The sequence below is a fragment of the Streptomyces hundungensis genome (assembly GCF_003627815.1).
Taxonomy (GTDB): Bacteria; Actinomycetota; Actinomycetes; order Streptomycetales; family Streptomycetaceae; genus Streptomyces; species Streptomyces hundungensis_A.
Window position 1 is genome coordinate 6206076 of record NZ_CP032698.1, and the last position, 16081, is coordinate 6222156.

Below are 16081 nucleotides of genomic sequence, written 5' to 3' on the forward strand. Positions count from 1 at the left end.
AGCTCGTCGTTCAACGACAAGCTCAGCCGAGCGTGAGGGCGACCAGCGTCACCGTCGCGCAGCCCTCTGCGACCGCCCCGAACACATCGCCCGTCACCCCGCCGAAGCGCCGCAGGCACCGTCGCAGCAGCACCTCGGCCGCCCCGAGCCCGGCCACCGCGGCCAGCGCGAAGTGCGGCGCGGACCAGGGCCCGAACAGGCCGCCCGTGCCCGCGCAGACCGCCGTCACCAGGGCGGCCACGGCCAGCGCGCCCCACCCCGCCACCGTGCCCGCGACCACCGCGCCGAGCCCGTCGGGCCGGGCCGCCGCGACCCCGCGCCGCGAGGCGAGGGTCAGCGCGGTGCGGGCGGTCAGCGCCGCGACGACGGCCCCGGCCGCGCCCCGCGCCCAGCCGTCCTCGAACAGTCGGGACAGCGCCGCGATCTGGGCCAGCAGACAGAACAGCAGGGTGACCACGCCGAAGGGGCCGATGTCGCTGCGCTTCATGATGCGCAGCGCCTCCTCTGCGGGCTTGGCGCTGCCGAGGCCGTCGGCGACATCGGCGAGCCCGTCCAGATGCAGACCCCGGGTCAACAGGGCGGGCGCGGCCACACTCCCCACGGCCGCAAGCAGGGCCCCCGCCCCGAGCGCCCGGAGCCCCGCGCCCGCGGCCGCCGCGCACAGGCCCACGGCGAGCCCGGCGAGCGGGGCGAGGGTCATCCCCGCGCGGGCGGTGGCGCGGTCCCACCGGGTGATGCGGGCGGGGAAGACGGTGAGGGTGCCGAAGGCGAAACGTACGCCGTGCAGGGCCGTGCTTGGGTTCACCCGGCGCAGGCTATCTTGAGCGCTTCGCCCGCCCCCGGCGGTAAATTGCGCATACCAGCGCAAACAGGAGCGGGTGGGATGGGTCACTGGTTCTACCGGAACATCACCGAGCCGGGCAAGCTGCCCATGCTGCTCGCACTCGCCGCGTTCGTCGTGACGTTCGTGGTGACGCGCTCCATCACCCGTCTGATCCGGGCCGGGCGCGGCCCGTTCCGCAACATCAGGCCCGGCGGGCTGCACATCCACCATGTGGTGCCGGGCGTCATCCTCACCATCGTCGGCGGCTTCGGCGCGGTGGGCAGCGGCCGGCACGGCATCGCCGCTCCCGTCTTCGCCGTCCTGTTCGGGATGGGCGCGGGCCTCGTCCTCGACGAGTTCGCGCTGATCCTGCACCTCGACGACGTGTACTGGACCGAGAACGGGCGCAAGAGCGTCGAGGTCGTGGTGCTGACCGCCGCCCTGATGACGCTGGTGCTGGCCGGGTTCTCACCGCTCGGCGTCAATGACGTGAGCCCCGGGGAGCGGCAGGACCGCGCCTCGTTCATCACCACGATGGCGATCAACTTCTGCTTCGTGCTGATCGCGCTCTTCAAGGGCAAGGTGCGGCTTTCGGTGCTCGGCATCTTCGTGCCGTTCGTGGCCCTGTTCGGCGCGATCCGGCTCGCCCGCCCCGACTCCCCGTGGGCCCGGCGCTTCTACCGCAAACGGCCCCGGGCCAGGGCCAGGGCGGGGATGCGGGCCTACCGTCACGACCGGCGCTGGTCGGCGCCGCGCCGTCGGCTTCAGGACTGGATCGGCGGCGCACCCGACAAGCTCCCGGTGCGCCGCCCGCGATCATGACGGTCGCGTCGTCGCCTCCTGCGCCGCACCCAGGTGACCCAGCAGATCACGGCGACCGCGAGGAGGGCCGCGATGTGCTCCTTGCCCGCGAGGTTGTTCTTGAGCACCACTTCGAGCACCATCGAGGCGACCACCACCCCGGCCGTCCAGTACGCCCGGTAGCGCCAGCACACGTACACCGCGAGGGCCACGACGGCCGCCGAGGGGCCGGTGTCGACCATCTCGGCGGCGGAGGCGGGCAGGCCGAAGACGCTGTCCGGCCCGATGTGGATGCCGACCCGCGCGTACAGGGTGCCGGCCAGCGTCGCGGCGTAGGCGATGAGCAGCATCCGCCCGCGTCCGATGCAGATCTCCGCGACGCCGAAGACGAGCAGCACCTGGGCGAGCGCGCCCCACACCGGCAGGTCGAGGGCCGGCACGAACAGCGAGAACGGGGTGCGCAGGAGGGAGATCCACAGCGGGTACTCGGCCTTCACCGAGCCGATGATCTGGATCGGCCGAAAGCCCCAGGACTGGTTCTGGATGATCTGGAAGACCGAGGTGAGGGCCACCGCCGAGAGCGTCAGCCCGATCGCCCGCCAGCGCTGGGTGTGCAGCGCGTACGACACGGTCTTGAGCAGGGGCCCCCATTCGCGTTCCGCGAACCGGCGCACCCCGCCCCTGGCCCCACCGCTCATCTCTGCGACTCCAGGTGTCTGCGGTGCAGCCACTTGGGCAGGCCCGGGGCTTCCAGGAAGCCCTCGGCGCGCGCGGACGCGATGGCGATGCGCGGCAGGTCCGCGCTCTTCTCGAACAAGGTGAACCGTGGCTCCCAGATCGGCCGGTACTTGGCGTTGGACCGGTACAGCGACTCGATCTGCCACCAGCGGGAGAAGAAGCTGAGGAGCGAGCGCCACAGCCTCAGCACGGGTCCCGCCCCGAGCTTCGAGCCGCGCTCGAAGACGGAACGGAACATCGCGAAGTTCAGTGAGACCTGAGTGATCCTGATCTCCTTGGCGCGCTGGAGGAGTTCGATCACCATGAACTCGATCAGGCCGTTCTCGGAGTCACGGTCACGGCGCATCAGGTCGAGCGAGAGCCCCTCGGGGCCCCAGGGCACGAAGCTGAGCAGCGCCCTCAACTCGCCGTCCCCGTCGAAGCATTCGAGCATCATGCACTGGCCGTCGGCGGGGTCGCCGAGCCGGCCGAGCGCCATCGAGAAGCCGCGTTCGGTGGCGCCGTCGCGCCAGTCGTCGGCCTTGCGCAGGAGCTCGTCCATCTCCTCGGCGGGAATGTCCGCGTGGCGGCGGATCCGCACCTCGTACCCGGCCCGCTTCACCCGGTTGTACGCCTGGCGCACGGTCCGCATGGCGCGGCCCTCCAGGGTGAACTCGGCGGTCTCCACGATCGCCTCGTCGCCCATCTCCAGTGCGTCGAGGCCGTGCCGGGCGTAGATCTGCCCGGCCTCCTCGCTGGCGCCGGTGACGGCCGGGATCCAGCCGTGCGCGCGGGCCTCGGCGAGCCACGGCTCGATCGCGCCGGGCCAGGCCTCGGGGTCGCCGATGGGGTCGCCGGAGGCCAGCGAGACGCTGTTGATCACGCGGTAGGTGACGGCGGCCTTGCCGGTGGGCGACCAGATGACGGCCTTCTCGCGGCGCAGCGCGAAGTAGCCGAGCGAGTCGCGCTCGCCCTGCTTGTCCAGGAGCGCGCGCAGCTTCTCCTCGTCCTCGACGGTGAGCGGGTCCACGGCCCTGCGGTTGCGGAAGGCGGCGTAGACGACCGCGATCAGGAGCAGCGTGGCGAGCACGTTGATGGTGACGTTGACCCAGCCCGGGGTGGTGACGCCCTGGGTGTGCCGGTCGTCGGGGACCAGGAAGACCAGACGCATCAGGCCGTAGCGCCAGCGGCGCAGGAACGTCGACTGGTCGGTGCCGTCATAGGTGTTGGTCGCGCTGACCAGGACCGCCGCGATCAGCGAGGTGACGAGCAGCCCGCCGACGGCCGTGACGACCGCGGCCAGCGGGTTGGAGCGGTCGCCCTTGGCGTAGAACTCGCGGCGGCCCACCAGGAGCGCCACCACGAAGGCGGTGGTGAGCCCCAGCGAGATCCAGTTCTGGAGGTAGCGGTGGAACCCCGGCAGGGCCATGACGTACGCGCAGAGCAGCAGGAAGAGCCCGCCGAGCACCAGGTTGAGGATCCAGGCGGCCCGCTTGCGGCGGCGCATGGTGACGGCGAGGAAGAGCGTGACCACCCCGGAGGTGAAGCCGGCTTCGAGCAGATACGGCGTGAAGTAGTCGTCCGTGTTGTGCCGCCGCAGCCCCTGTCCGAGGGTCACCCACACGGCACTGAGGAAGTTGATGAACGTCACGACGCGCAGGTACCAGACGGCGAACGCCGCGCCGGTCCGCGAGCGGGGGGTGCTCCGGTTCGTTCCTTCAGTGGTGCTCAAGCGGACTTCTCCCATGAAACGCGATGATATGGGGGCAAGGCGTTTCGCAGTGGCCGCGGGCAGCGCAGGGGGGAGGCCCCCCGGCGCTGCCGTGACTCACTCCTCGACGCTCTCCTGCGTGCCGTCCGTGCGCTGGTCGGCGCGCTCGGGCAGCTCCGCGGCCAGGGCGGCCGCGGCTTGTACGAGGGGAAGAGCGAGCAATGCCCCGGTTCCTTCGCCCACTGTGACGCCATGATCGAGCAGAGGGTTGAGCGCCATCCGGTCCAGCGCCTTCGCCTGGCCCGGCTCGCCGCTCGACTGGCCAGCGAGCCACCAGTCCGGCGCCCGGAAGGCGGCCCGCTGGGCGACCAGCGCACAGGCCGACGAGACGACCCCGTCGAGGATCACCGGCAGTCTGCGCACCGCACACTGGAGCAGGAAACCCGTGGCGGCGGCAAGGTCCGCGCCGCCCACCGCGGCCAGCAGTTCGAGCTGATCGCCGAGAACCGGCCGCGCCCGGCGCAGCGCGTCACGGATCGCGGCGCACTTGCGCATCCACGCCAGATCGTCGATCCCGGCGCCGCCGCGCCCGGTGACCACCGAGGCGTCCGTCCCGCACAGCGCCGCGATCAGCACCGCCGCCGGGGTGGTGCCGCCCACGCTGAGGTCGCCGAGCACCACCAGGTCGGTGCCGGAGTCGGCCTCCTCGTCGGCGATCCGCACGCCGAGCCGTACGGCCGCCTCCGCCTCCTCCACCGTGAGCGCGTCCTCGATGTCGATACGGCCGCTGCCGCGCCGCACCCGGTGGCGCACCACGTCCTCGGGCAGCAGGGCCGGGTCGCAGTCGAGACCGGCGTCGACCACCCGGACCGGGACGCCCTGGCGGCGGGCGAGCACCGCGACCGGGCTCTCGCCCTCCAGGACGGAGCGGACCAGGGTGTGCGCGGAGGCGGCGGGACGGGCCGAGACGCCGAGCCCGGCCACCTTGTGGTCGCCCGCGAACAGCACCACGCGGGGCCGCTCGACGGCCCTGACGGGGTTGGCGCCCTGCGCCGCCGAGAGCCAGGTGGCCAGCTCGTCGAGCCGGCCGAGCGCGCCGGGCGGCACGCTCTGCCGCTCCCGGCGTTCCTCGGCGTCACGCCGCACGCCGTTGTCGGGGCGTTCGATCAGATCGGAGAAGTCGTCCAGGTTCAGCCTGCTCATCTGCCGAACAGTACCGCCAGCGGGTGGACATCAGCCGCGCAGCAGGAGCGCCTGACCCGCGACGACGAGCAGCACCTGTTCGCACTCGGCCGCGAACGCCGCGTTCAGGCGCCCCAGTTCGTCCCGGAACCGGCGGCCCGACGCCGTCGCCGGCACCACGCCCGAGCCCACCTCGTTGCTCACCGCCACCACGGTGCGCGAGGTGCCCCGGACGGCCGCGACGAGTTCGGCCGTACGCTCCTTCAGCGCCCGCTCGCCGCCCGCCGCCCACTTCTCGTCGTCCCACGCGCCGACCCGGTCCATCGCGTCGGTCAGCCACAGCGCCAGACAGTCGATCAGGAGCGGGGGCCCCGGCTCGTCGAGGAGCGGCGCGAGTTCACAGGTCTCCTCGGTACGCCAGGAGGCGGGCCGGCGCTCGCGGTGCAGGCCGACCCGCGCCGCCCACTCGGCGTCGCCCTCGCGGCCGCCCCCCGTCGCCACGTACACGACCCGCGGGAAGCCCGCCAGACGCCGCTCGGCCTCCACCGACTTGCCGGAGCGCGCCCCGCCGAGGACGAGCGCCCGGCGCGGCACGTCCGGCACCGCGTGGTACTCGCCGACCACCAGCGTCGTGCCGTCCGGCACCGCCCGCGCGCCGAGCGCGGCGAGCCGGCGCTCCAACTCCCGCCCCGGCGGCACCTCGTGGTCGATGTGCACCGCGATCACATCGGTGGCGGGGCCGATGCCGCCCGCCGCCCGCAGCCTGGCCAGCGCGTCGGGGCGCCCGCAGACATCGGCCACCACCATGTCGTACGGGCGCACCTCGGCGGGGCCCGCGGGGGCGCCGCCCGGCGGCAGGTAGAGCAGGCGCTCGCCGTCGGGGGAGGCCACCTCGTACCCGGTGCCCGGCGAGTCCAGCGGCACGGCCACCACCCGGTGGCCGCTGATCAGCGACAGCCTGCGGCCGTCCGGCACCCGGCCGGCCGCGGGCAGCCCGGCGGGGAGTTCGAGGGCGGGCCCGTCGTGCGGGTGGGTGAGCAGCACCTGGCGCACGCCCGCCAGCGAGTGCCCGGCGCGGGCGGCGGCGAGCGCCGCGCCGGGTGTGAGGTCGAGCAGCAGCGCGCCGTCGACGAGCAGGGCGGTCGCGGCGCGGGCGTCCGCTCCGCGGGCTACGGCGCACGCGGCGCAGGGACAGTCGGGGCGCGGCAGGCCGGCGGGGGCCCCGGTGCCGAGGAGAGTCAGTTCCACAGGCACGATCCTCCCGCGTAACCGGCCCTCTTGCGCGCCCGGTTACGCTGCGGGCAGCAACGTGACGTAAGGAGGCGGACATGGCGTGGACGTGGCGTTTCGAGAAGTCGGACGGTACGGAGGTCGAGCCGGCGGTGGCGCCGGAGGAGTTCACGACCCAGGGCGACGCGGAGTCCTGGATCGGTGAGGTGTGGAAGGACCTCGTGGAGGGCGGGGCCGACCAGGTCTTCCTCTTCGAGGACGGCGCGAAGATCTACGGCCCGATGAGCTTGCACGCCGAACAGGTCTGAAACCAGGCGGCCGGGGGCGCCCGCGGTGCCCCCGGCCCGTCTCAGATCTCGCCGAGGGTGACCTCCGCCGTCTTCTTCGCTCCGTCGCGGACGTACGTCACCTGGACCTTCTGGCCGGGCTTGTCGGCCGCCAGGGCCTCGGTGAGCGCGGTGATGGAGGCGATGTCGGTGTCGCCGAGCCGGGTGATGATGTCGCCCGGCCGCAGGCCCGCCCGGGCCGCCGCGCCGTTCGCCGGGGCCTGGACGACCGCGACCCCGGCCGGTTGGTAGCCGGCGTCGACCACGGTGCGGCCGGTGATGCCGAGCGCGGCCCGGCCGGAGTCGGTGACCTTGCCGCTCTTGATGATCTGGTCGGCCACCGTCCTGACCATCGACGCGGGGATCGCGAAACCGATGCCGGGGGCCGCGCTGCCGCCCATGTCCGGGTCGGTCGCGGCGAGCGTCGGGATGCCGATGACCTCGTCGTCCAGGTTCACCAGGGCGCCGCCGCTGTTGCCGGGGTTGATCGCGGCCGAGGTCTGCACCATGTTGGCGATGGTGGCGCCCGTCCCGCCGCCGGCGCTCCCCTCGGAGACGGTGCGGCCGGTCGCCGACACGATGCCCTGGGTGACGCTGGAGGACAGGCCGAGCGGGGAGCCCATGGCGAGCACGATCTGGCCCATCTCGACCTTGGCCGAGTCGCCGAACCGGGCGGCCTTGAGGCCGCTCGGCACCGAGTCGAGCTTGATCACGGCGAGGTCCTGCTCGGGGTAGGACGACACGAGCCGCGCGGTGATCGCCGCACCGCTGCCGGAGGTCGACACCTTGAACGTCCGCTCGTTGCCGACCACATGGGCGTTGGTGACGATGTGCCCCTGGCCGTCGTAGACGACCCCCGACCCGAGGCTGTTGGAGGCGTCGATCTGCACGACGGAGGGCAGCACGTCCTTGATGACCCGCTGGTAGTCGCTCTGGAGCGTGTTGGCACCCCCGGAGCCGCTGTGCTGGGGGGCCGCGGAGCTCGCGGAGGTGGCGGTCGACGCCTTCGGCGCCGCGGCGGGTCCGGTGCCCGAACAGCCGCTCAGCGCGACGGCGGTGGCGACGGCGACGGTCAGCGGCGGCACCGCACGGCGCGCCCGCCCGGCGCGAAGAGATGCATCCATGGCAGGAGTATCCCTTTGGTCCGATATGACGGCCCCTCGGTGCGCCCGATCAGGTACCGGAGCCCCGGACCGGGGCCCACTCGGCGGATACCCGCGGCTCAGTCCCGTACGCCGAAGAGGTGCAGCAGCGCCGCGACCTGGCGGTAGGGGTCGGTGCGGCCGGCCCGGTCCTCGGCGGCCAGCAGCCGCTCCAGCTCGTCGGCGGCGGGCAGTTCGGCCGTGTTGGGCACGTTGTCGGTGAACACCCGCACCCCGTACCAGGTGTGCAGCGGCGCCGCGATCCCGTCCAGCGTGCGGGTCAGCACCGCGAGCCGGTCGGCCCGCACCGGCAGACCGAGCCGATTGGTGTACGAGTCGGTGTCGAAGGCGGTCAGGGCGCCCGCCCAGTCACCGGCCAGGCCCGGCCGCACGGCCAGCGCGTCCGCGTTGCGCACGAGCAGCGAGAGCAGACCGCCGGGGGCGAGCATCCGGGCCAGGCCCGCCAGCATCGCGTCCGGCTCCTCGACGTACATCAGGACGCCGTGGCAGAGCACCACGTCGAAGGAGCCCGGCATGAAGTGCACACCGGTCTCGCGGCCGTCGCCCTCGATCAGGCGGACCCGCTCACGGATGCCCTCGGGCTCGGTGACCAGCGCCTCGCGGGCCACCTTGAGCATCGCGGGGTCGGATTCGAGCCCGGTCACGGAGTGCCCGGCGCGGGCCAGGCGCAGGGCCTGGGTGCCCTGGCCCATGCCGACGTCCAGGACGCGCAGCCGCTGGCCCACCGGGAAGCGCCCGGCTATCTGCTCGTCCAGGTGCCGGGCGACGAGCTCCTGGCGGACGACGTTGCGCAGCCCGCCGAGCCCCTCCAGCCAGGCGCCGGAGGCGCCGGTGAACCCGGACGGTGTGCCGCTCAGGGCCGCTCTCCGCGCTTGACCTGCGGCTTGGGCAGCCGCAGTCGACGCATCTGGAGCGTACGCATCAGGCCGTAGGCGACGGCGCCCTTCTTCGGCTCGTCCGGGAAGCGGGCGGCGAGCGCCCTCTTCAGACGGAAGGCGAGGCCGACCGAGTCGAGCACGATGAGCACGATCACCACGAGCCACAGCAGCAGCGAGAGGTTCTGGAGGCTGCCGATGCGGATCATCGAGAGCACCAGGATGATCACCGCGAGCGGCAGGAACATCTCGGCGACCGAGAACCGCGAGTCGACGTAGTCGCGGACGAACCTGCGCACCGGGCCCTTGTCACGGGCGGGCAGATAGCGCTCATCGCCCTTGGCGAGCGCCTCGCGCTGCTTCGCCATGTCGACCCGGCGGGCCTCGCGCTGGCGCTTGGCGGCCTCCTTGCGGTCGGTCGGCACGGTGGAAGCCCGGCGGCGCTGGGTCTGGGCCTCACTCCGCTTGGGAGTGGGGCGCCCCTTGGGAGCCTCGGGGTCGCGGGACTTCTGGGAGAGGTCCGCCGTCACCTTGTCGGTGGGGGCCTTCTCTGCGTTGGAACGGCTACGGAACACAATCCCCAAGGGTACGGGGTACCCGGCATGGACCCCAGGCCGGTGGGGAACGATCCCGCAACGCCTTGCGTCCGTAGGGACGGGCGGCGCGCGCTTCCCCCGAGGGTCACCTACTCCCTGCGCCGGATCGACGGCGGACGTAGTCGTCCTTGGGGATGAGCGCATCGACGCCCGAACAGTGCGGTAATGGATGCAGGGCCCGTACTGTGGGTTCTGTTGCAGCAGCGGGAGCTGGAGTCCGTCAGAAGGGGGCGCGCGAAGCCCATGAGCGGTGTCATGAAGCGTATGGGAATGATCTTCCGCGCGAAGGCGAACAAGGCCCTTGACCGGGCCGAGGACCCTCGCGAGACCCTCGATTACTCGTACCAGAAGCAGCTTGAGCTGCTCCAGAAGGTACGCCGGGGCGTCGCCGACGTGGCGACCTCCCGCAAGCGTCTTGAACTACAGCTCAACCAGTTGCAGAGCCAGTCCTCCAAGCTGGAGGACCAGGGGCGCAAGGCCCTCTCGCTGGGCCGCGAGGACCTGGCGCGCGAGGCCCTGTCCCGCCGTGCCTCGCTCCAGCAGCAGGTCACCGACCTGGAGACGCAGCACCAGACGTTGCAGGGCGAGGAGGAGAAGCTCACCCTCGCGGCCCAACGGCTCCAGGCCAAGGTCGACGCCTTCCGCACCAAGAAGGAAACTATCAAGGCCACCTACACGGCGGCCCAGGCCCAGACCCGGATCGCCGAGTCCTTCTCGGGCATCTCCGAGGAGATGAGCGACGTGGGCCTCGCCATCCAGCGGGCCGAGGACAAGACCGCGCAGCTCCAGGCGCGGGCCGGCGCGATCGACGAACTGCTCGCCTCCGGCGCCCTCGACGACCAGTCGGGCCTCGCCAAGGACGACATCCAGACCGAGCTCGACCGGCTGTCCGGTGGTACGGATGTGGAGCTGGAGCTCCAGCGGATGAAGGCCGAGCTCATGGGCGGCGGATCCGCCGGGAAGCAGGCCATCGAGGGCGGCGCCACCACCCCGCAGGACCAGGCCCCGCAGCAGAGCCCGCGCTTCGACAAGCAGTGACGAGCGGCAGGAGACGTTCATGATCGTCCGGATCATGGGGGAGGGGCAGGTGAAGCTGGCGGACAGCCACTTCACCGAGCTCAACAAGCTCGACGACGAGCTCCTCGAACAGATGGAGAGCGGCGACGAGCAGGGCTTCCGCCAGACCCTGGGCGCGCTGCTCGACGCGGTGCGCCGCCTGGGTACGCCCCTGCCCGACGACGCCCTCGAACCGTCCGAGCTGATCCTTCCGGGCCCGGACGCCAGTCTGGACGAGGTCAGGGACATGCTCAGCGACGACGGGCTCATCCCGGGCTGACGGGGGCGGGCCCCCGGACCCTTACGGTAGGTGCCCGTGACCCCCATCGACCGCGCCCGGCCCTGGCTCAGGGCGCATCCGCTGGCCCTGGACGCCGCCCTCGCCGTCGGCGTCCTGATCTGCATGGTCATCGGGTCCTTCGCCGACCCGCACGGCCCCAACGGGCCCACCTTCGGCACCCGTACGCCGGGTCCCCGCTCGCTCGTCCTGATGACGCTGGGCGCCGGCGCCCTCGTGCTGCGGCGCCGCGCGCCCATGGCCGTGCTCGCCTGCACCACCGCGCTCGCCGCGGTGGAGCTCGCCCTCGGCGCGCCGCCCGCGCCCGTCGCGATGAGCGCGGTCGTCGCCCTCTTCACCGTCGCGGCCCATACCGACCGGCCCACCACCTACCGGGTCGGCCTGCTCACGATGGTCGTGCTCACCGGCACGGCCATGCTGTTCGGCGTCCCGCCCTGGTACTCCCAGGAACACCTGGGCGTCTTCGCCTGGACCGGCATGGCCGCGGCCGCCGGAGACGCCGTCCGCAGCCGGCGTGCCTTCATCCACGCCATCCGGGAGCGCGCCGAGCGGGCCGAGCACGGCCGCGAGGAGGAGGCCCGGCGCCGGGTCGCCGAGGAGCGCCTGCGGATCGCCCGCGACCTGCACGACGTGGTGGCCCACCACATCGCCCTGGTCAACGTGCAGGCCGGTGTCGCGGCCCACGTCATGGACAAGCGGCCCGACCAGGCCAAGGAGGCCCTCGCCCACGTACGCGAGGCCAGCCGCTCCGCACTGGACGAACTCCGCTCCACCGTCGGCCTGTTGCGCCAGTCCGGGGACCCCGCCGCCCCCACCGAACCCGCCCCCGGCCTCGCCGTCCTGGACGATCTGCTGGCCGGCTTCCGGCGCGCGGGGCTGCCCGTGGAGCTCGCCCGCACCGACGAGGACCCGCTGCCCGCCTCCGTCGACCTCGCCGCCTACCGGGTCATCCAGGAGGCGCTCACCAACGTACGCAAGCACGCGGGCCCCGGCGCCAGGGCCGAGGTGAGCGTCGTACGGGTCGGTCCGAACACCGAGATCACCGTCATCGACAACGGCACAAGCACCGGCGCCGCGGACGGCGACGGCGGCGGCCACGGCCTGCTCGGGATGCGCGAGCGCGTCACCGCCCTCGGCGGCAGCTGCACCGCGGGCCCCCGCTACGGCGGCGGTTTCCGCGTCCAGGCGATACTGCCGGTCAAGGCCGCGGAGACCGGGGCCACGGGGGAAGGCACGTCATGACCATCAAGGTGGTACTCGCCGACGACCAGGCGCTGCTGCGCTCGGCCTTCCGCGTCCTGGTCGACTCCGAGCCGGACATGGAGGTCGTGGGCGAGGCGGCCGACGGCGCCGAGGTCGTCGACGTGGTCCACCGGACGCTGCCGGACGTCGTCCTGATGGACATCCGGATGCCCGGCACCGACGGCCTGGCCGCGACCCGCGCCATCACCGCCGACCCCGCCCTCGCCTCCGTCCACGTGGTGATGCTGACGACCTTCGAGGTCGACGAGTACGTGGTGCGGTCGCTGCGGGCGGGTGCCTCGGGCTTCCTCGGCAAGGGCGCCGAGCCCGAGGAGCTGCTCGGCGCGATCCGGATCGCCGCGGCCGGCGAGGCCCTGCTCTCCCCGGCCGCGACCAAGGGCCTGATCACCACCTTCCTTGCCCAGGGCGGCAGTTGGGACGCCGGCGAGGAGGAGTCGCGGCGGTACGGCGAGCGGCTCGCCGCCCTGACCGTGCGCGAGCGCGAGGTGCTGGTCCAGGTCGCGGGCGGCCACTCCAACGACGAGATCGCCGAGCGGCTCACCGTCAGCCCGCTCACGGTCAAGACCCACGTCAACCGGGCGATGGCCAAATTGAGCGCCCGCGACCGCGCCCAACTGGTGGTAATCGCCTACGAATCGGGCCTTGTCCGCCCACGGGTGGAGTGACGGGTGGAGTGCGGCGTACTGCGGCTGCGGTATGCGCGGGATAAGGAAAGGGACCTGGGAGCGAGGCATTGACCCCGCCCCATGGCCGAGGGTTGTAGGTGGGGGCCGGGTCTTCCCGGGTGATGCGCCGCGTGATCGCGGGCCGGTCCCGCCTGCCCCTCCTGCCTCGTACCGCCGCTCGCACGCCACAGAAGAGAGACCCCACCCATGTCCTGGCTGTCCAGATTCAGCCTCGCACAGCGGGCCCTGATAGGCCTGATGTCGATCGTCGCGATCGTCTTCGGGGCGATCGCCATTCCGCAGCTCAAGCAGCAGTTGCTGCCCACCATCGAACTGCCGATGGTGTCGGTGCTCGCCCCCTACCAGGGCGCGTCCCCCGACGTGGTCGAGAAGCAGGTCGTCGAGCCGCTCGAAAAGAACATCAAGGCCGTCAGCGGAGTCAAGGGCATCACGTCCACGGCGTCCGAGGGCAACGCCGTCATCATGGCGACCTTCGACTTCGGCACCGGTACGAAGCAGCTCGTGGCCGACATCCAGCAGGCCGTCAACCGCTCCCGCACCCAGCTCCCCTCCGAGGTCGACCCGCAGGTCGTGGCCGGTTCCACCGACGACATGCCGACCGTGGTGCTCGCGGTGACCTCCGACAAGGACCAGCAGGCGCTCGCCGACCAGCTGGACCGTACGGTCGTGCCGGTCCTGGAGGACATCAAGGGCGTCGGCCGCGTCAGCGTCGACGGCGTCCAGGACCTCCAGGTGAACGTGGTGCCCGACGCGAAGAAGCTCGCCGAGGCCGGCCTCACCACCATGACGCTCGGCGACGCCCTCAAGGCGGGCGGCGCGACGATACCCGGCGGCTCGTTCTCCGAGGACGGCAAGAGCCGCACCGTCCAGGTCGGCGCCCCCTACACCTCGCTCCAGCAGATCCAGGACCTGCGGATCAAGCCGCAGCAGGGCGCCCCGGTCCGCCTCGGTGACATCGCCACGGTCACGCAGGTGCCCGCGAAGCGGGTCTCCATCACCCGCACCAACGGCAAGCCCAGCCTCGCCGTGATGGCCACCATGGACCACGACGGCAGCGCCGTCGCGATCTCCCAGGCCGTCAAGGACAAGCTGCCCGACCTGAAGAAGGACCTCGGCGCGGGCGCGGAGCTCACCGTCGTCTCGGACCAGGGCCCCCAGGTCTCCAAGGCCATCTCCGGCCTGACCACCGAGGGCGCGCTCGGCCTGCTCTTCGCGGTGATCGTGATCCTGCTGTTCCTCGCCTCGATCCGCTCCACCCTGGTGACCGCGGTCTCCATCCCGCTCTCCGTGGTCCTCGCGCTGATCGTGCTGTGGACGCAGGACCTCTCCCTGAACATGCTCACGCTCGGCGCGCTGACGATCGCGATCGGCCGGGTCGTCGACGACTCGATCGTGGTCCTGGAGAACATCAAGCGCCACCTCGGCTACGGCGAGGAGCGCCATGAGGCGATCCTGACGGGCGTCAAGGAGGTGGCCGGCGCGGTGACCGCCTCGACGCTCACCACCGTCGCGGTCTTCCTGCCGATCGCCTTCGTCAACGGCATGGTGGGCGAGCTCTTCGGCTCGTTCAGCCTCACCGTCACCGCGGCCCTGCTGGCCTCGCTGCTCGTCTCGCTGACCGTCGTCCCGGTCCTGTCGTTCTGGTTCCTGCGCGCGCCGAAGGCGATCGCGGGCATCGACCCGGACGAGGCGCGCCGCAGGGCCGAGGAGAAGGAGAACAAGTCCCGCCTCCAGCGGGTGTACGTCCCGGTGCTCCGCTTCGCGACCCGCCGCCGCCTCACCAGTGTGCTGCTCGCGGTCGTCATCCTGATCGGCACCTTCGGGATGGCCGGGCTGCTCAAGACCAACTTCTTCGACCAGGGCGAGCAGGACACCCTGTCGATCAAGCAGGAGCTGGAGCCGGGCACCAGCCTGGACGCGGCGGACGCCGCCTCCAAGAAGGTCGAGCAGATCCTCGCCGGTGACCCGGCGGTCAAGAGCTACCAGGTCACCGTCGGCTCCTCCGGCTTCATGGCGGCCTTCGGCGGCGGCACCGGCGCCAACCAGGCCTCGTACACCGTGACGCTCAAGAGCGCGGGCGACTACGACAAGGCGCACGACCGGCTGGAGGCGGCCCTCAAGAACCAGCCGGGCAACCCCGCGATCTCCTCCGGCGGCGGCTTCGGCAGCCAGAACCTGAGCGTGGTCGTCAAGGCGGCCGACGGCGACGTGCTGAAGAAGGCCGCGGAGCAGGTGCGTCAGGCCGTCGCGGGTCTCAAGGACGTCAGCGACGTGCAGAGCGACCTGGCGCAGAGCGTGCCCCGCGTCTCGGTGCAGCCCAACGCCAAGGCGGCCGACGCGGGCTTCAACCAGACCACCCTCGGCATGGCCGTCGCCCAGCAGGTGCGCGGCACCCAGGTCACCAAGGCGATCATGGGCGACTCCGAGCGGGACGTCTACATCACCTCGCCCAACCCGGCCACCACCGTGGACCAGCTCAGGAGCCTCTCCCTCGGCCCGGTCAAGCTCGGTGACATCGCCGAGGTGAAGCTGGTGCCCGGCCCGGTCTCGATGACCCGGATCGACGGCGCCCGCTCGGCGACCATCACCGCCAAGCCGGTCGGCGACAACACCGGCAAGGTCAGCACCGACCTCCAGGCCAAGATCAAGGACCTGAAGCTGCCGGCCGGCGCCACCGCCTCCATCGGCGGTGTCTCCTCGGACCAGTCGGACGCGTTCAAGAACCTGGGCCTGGCGATGCTGGCGGCGATCGCGATCGTCTTCATGCTCCTGGTCGCGACGTTCAAGTCCCTCATCCAGCCGCTGATCCTGCTGGTCGCCATCCCCTTCGCGGCCACCGGCGCGATCGGCCTGCTCATCATCACCGACACCCCGATGGGCGTCCCCGCGATGATCGGCATGCTGATGCTGATCGGCATCGTGGTGACCAACGCGATCGTCCTGATCGACCTGATCAACCAGTACCGCAAGCAGGGCCTCGGCGTGGTCGAGGCGGTCGTCGAGGGGGGTCGCCACCGGCTCCGCCCGATCCTGATGACGGCACTGGCGACGATCTTCGCGCTGCTCCCGATGGCGCTCGGCATCACGGGCGAGGGCGGCTTCATCGCCCAGCCGCTCGCGGTGGTGGTGATCGGCGGCCTGGTCACCTCGACGCTGCTGACCCTGCTCCTGGTGCCGACCCTCTATGCGATGGTCGAGCTCCGCAAGGAGCGCAAGGCGAAGAAGAAGGCGGCCAAGCGCGCCAAGAAGGCAGGGGCCGCCGAGGCGTCGGACTCCGACGACCGCGAGCCGGCCAACGCCTGACCGGGCCACGCGTGACGAAGGTCCGCGCCTGACGAAGGCCCAGGCATGACG

The 16081-nt window shown here is 72.1% G+C and carries 15 protein-coding genes; 7 read left to right on the forward strand and 8 right to left on the reverse strand.

The features are described 5' to 3' along the window. Nucleotides 1-22: 22 nt before the first annotated feature. A complete protein-coding gene (locus DWB77_RS27505; protein ID WP_428985200.1) occupies nt 23-814 on the reverse strand; it encodes an adenosylcobinamide-GDP ribazoletransferase in 792 nt (263 codons plus the stop codon). A 69-nt stretch (nt 815-883) separates the two neighbouring features. Between DWB77_RS27505 and DWB77_RS27510 the strand changes: the two genes are divergently transcribed. Next, complete coding sequence (locus DWB77_RS27510) at nt 884-1645, forward strand: hypothetical protein (protein ID WP_120724089.1); 762 nt, start codon at nt 884-886, stop codon at nt 1643-1645. Here DWB77_RS27510 and DWB77_RS38310 read toward each other — a convergent pair. The 4 genes from DWB77_RS38310 to DWB77_RS27530 form a co-directional block, all read right to left on the reverse strand. Next, on the reverse strand, nt 1588-2322 hold the full coding sequence (locus DWB77_RS38310; protein WP_174248633.1) for a hypothetical protein: 735 nt from the start codon (nt 2320-2322) through the stop codon (nt 1588-1590). The genes DWB77_RS27510 and DWB77_RS38310 overlap by 58 nt on opposite strands. Further along, on the reverse strand, nt 2319-4088 hold the full coding sequence (locus tag DWB77_RS27520) for a phosphatidylglycerol lysyltransferase domain-containing protein (RefSeq protein ID WP_120724091.1): 1770 nt from the start codon (nt 4086-4088) through the stop codon (nt 2319-2321). Before DWB77_RS27520 ends, DWB77_RS38310 begins: the two co-directional genes overlap by 4 nt. Nucleotides 4089-4169: 81 nt before the next feature. After that, a complete protein-coding gene (gene cobT / locus DWB77_RS27525; protein WP_120724093.1) occupies nt 4170-5255 on the reverse strand; it encodes a nicotinate-nucleotide--dimethylbenzimidazole phosphoribosyltransferase in 1086 nt (361 codons plus the stop codon). A gap of 30 nt (nt 5256-5285) precedes the next feature. Beyond that, nucleotides 5286-6482 carry a bifunctional adenosylcobinamide kinase/adenosylcobinamide-phosphate guanylyltransferase gene (locus DWB77_RS27530; RefSeq protein WP_162952634.1) on the reverse strand — a complete coding sequence of 399 codons (1197 nt, stop codon included), beginning with the start codon at nt 6480-6482 and terminating at the stop codon, nt 5286-5288. An 80-nt stretch (nt 6483-6562) separates the two neighbouring features. On the opposite strand from DWB77_RS27530, the gene DWB77_RS27535 reads away from it, so the two are divergent. Next, nucleotides 6563-6772: a hypothetical protein gene (locus DWB77_RS27535; RefSeq protein ID WP_120724095.1), complete on the forward strand. Its 210-nt coding sequence runs from the start codon at nt 6563-6565 to the stop codon at nt 6770-6772. 41 nt (nt 6773-6813) lie between these two features. On the opposite strand, the gene DWB77_RS27540 is transcribed toward DWB77_RS27535, so the two are convergent. From DWB77_RS27540 to DWB77_RS27550, 3 genes are all read right to left on the reverse strand, one after another. Further along, nucleotides 6814-7914, reverse strand: a complete 1101-nt coding sequence (locus tag DWB77_RS27540) for a S1C family serine protease (protein WP_120724096.1) — start codon at nt 7912-7914, stop codon at nt 6814-6816. A 98-nt stretch (nt 7915-8012) separates the two neighbouring features. Continuing rightward, the gene (locus DWB77_RS27545; protein WP_174248727.1) at nt 8013-8765 is read right to left on the reverse strand and encodes a class I SAM-dependent methyltransferase; all 753 of its coding nucleotides are present in this window, start codon (nt 8763-8765) and stop codon (nt 8013-8015) included. Between the two features lie 41 nt (nt 8766-8806). After that, nucleotides 8807-9403, reverse strand: a complete 597-nt coding sequence (locus DWB77_RS27550; RefSeq protein ID WP_120724098.1) for a DUF3043 domain-containing protein — start codon at nt 9401-9403, stop codon at nt 8807-8809. Between the two features lie 264 nt (nt 9404-9667). Here DWB77_RS27550 and DWB77_RS27555 point away from each other — a divergent pair, with 264 nt between their 5' ends. From DWB77_RS27555 to DWB77_RS27575, 5 genes are all read left to right on the forward strand, one after another. Then, nucleotides 9668-10462, forward strand: coding sequence for a PspA/IM30 family protein (locus tag DWB77_RS27555; RefSeq protein WP_120724100.1), 795 nt, complete (start codon nt 9668-9670; stop codon nt 10460-10462). A gap of 19 nt (nt 10463-10481) precedes the next feature. After that, nucleotides 10482-10760, forward strand: coding sequence for a PspA-associated protein PspAA (pspAA, locus tag DWB77_RS27560; RefSeq protein WP_120724102.1), 279 nt, complete (start codon nt 10482-10484; stop codon nt 10758-10760). Between the two features lie 30 nt (nt 10761-10790). After that, nucleotides 10791-12020, forward strand: a complete 1230-nt coding sequence (locus DWB77_RS27565; RefSeq protein WP_428985154.1) for a sensor histidine kinase — start codon at nt 10791-10793, stop codon at nt 12018-12020. Next, nucleotides 12017-12706 carry a response regulator gene (locus DWB77_RS27570; protein WP_120724104.1) on the forward strand — a complete coding sequence of 230 codons (690 nt, stop codon included), beginning with the start codon at nt 12017-12019 and terminating at the stop codon, nt 12704-12706. Before DWB77_RS27565 ends, DWB77_RS27570 begins: the two co-directional genes overlap by 4 nt. A gap of 207 nt (nt 12707-12913) precedes the next feature. Further along, nucleotides 12914-16030, forward strand: coding sequence for an efflux RND transporter permease subunit (locus tag DWB77_RS27575; RefSeq protein WP_120724106.1), 3117 nt, complete (start codon nt 12914-12916; stop codon nt 16028-16030). Nucleotides 16031-16081 lie beyond the last annotated feature (51 nt).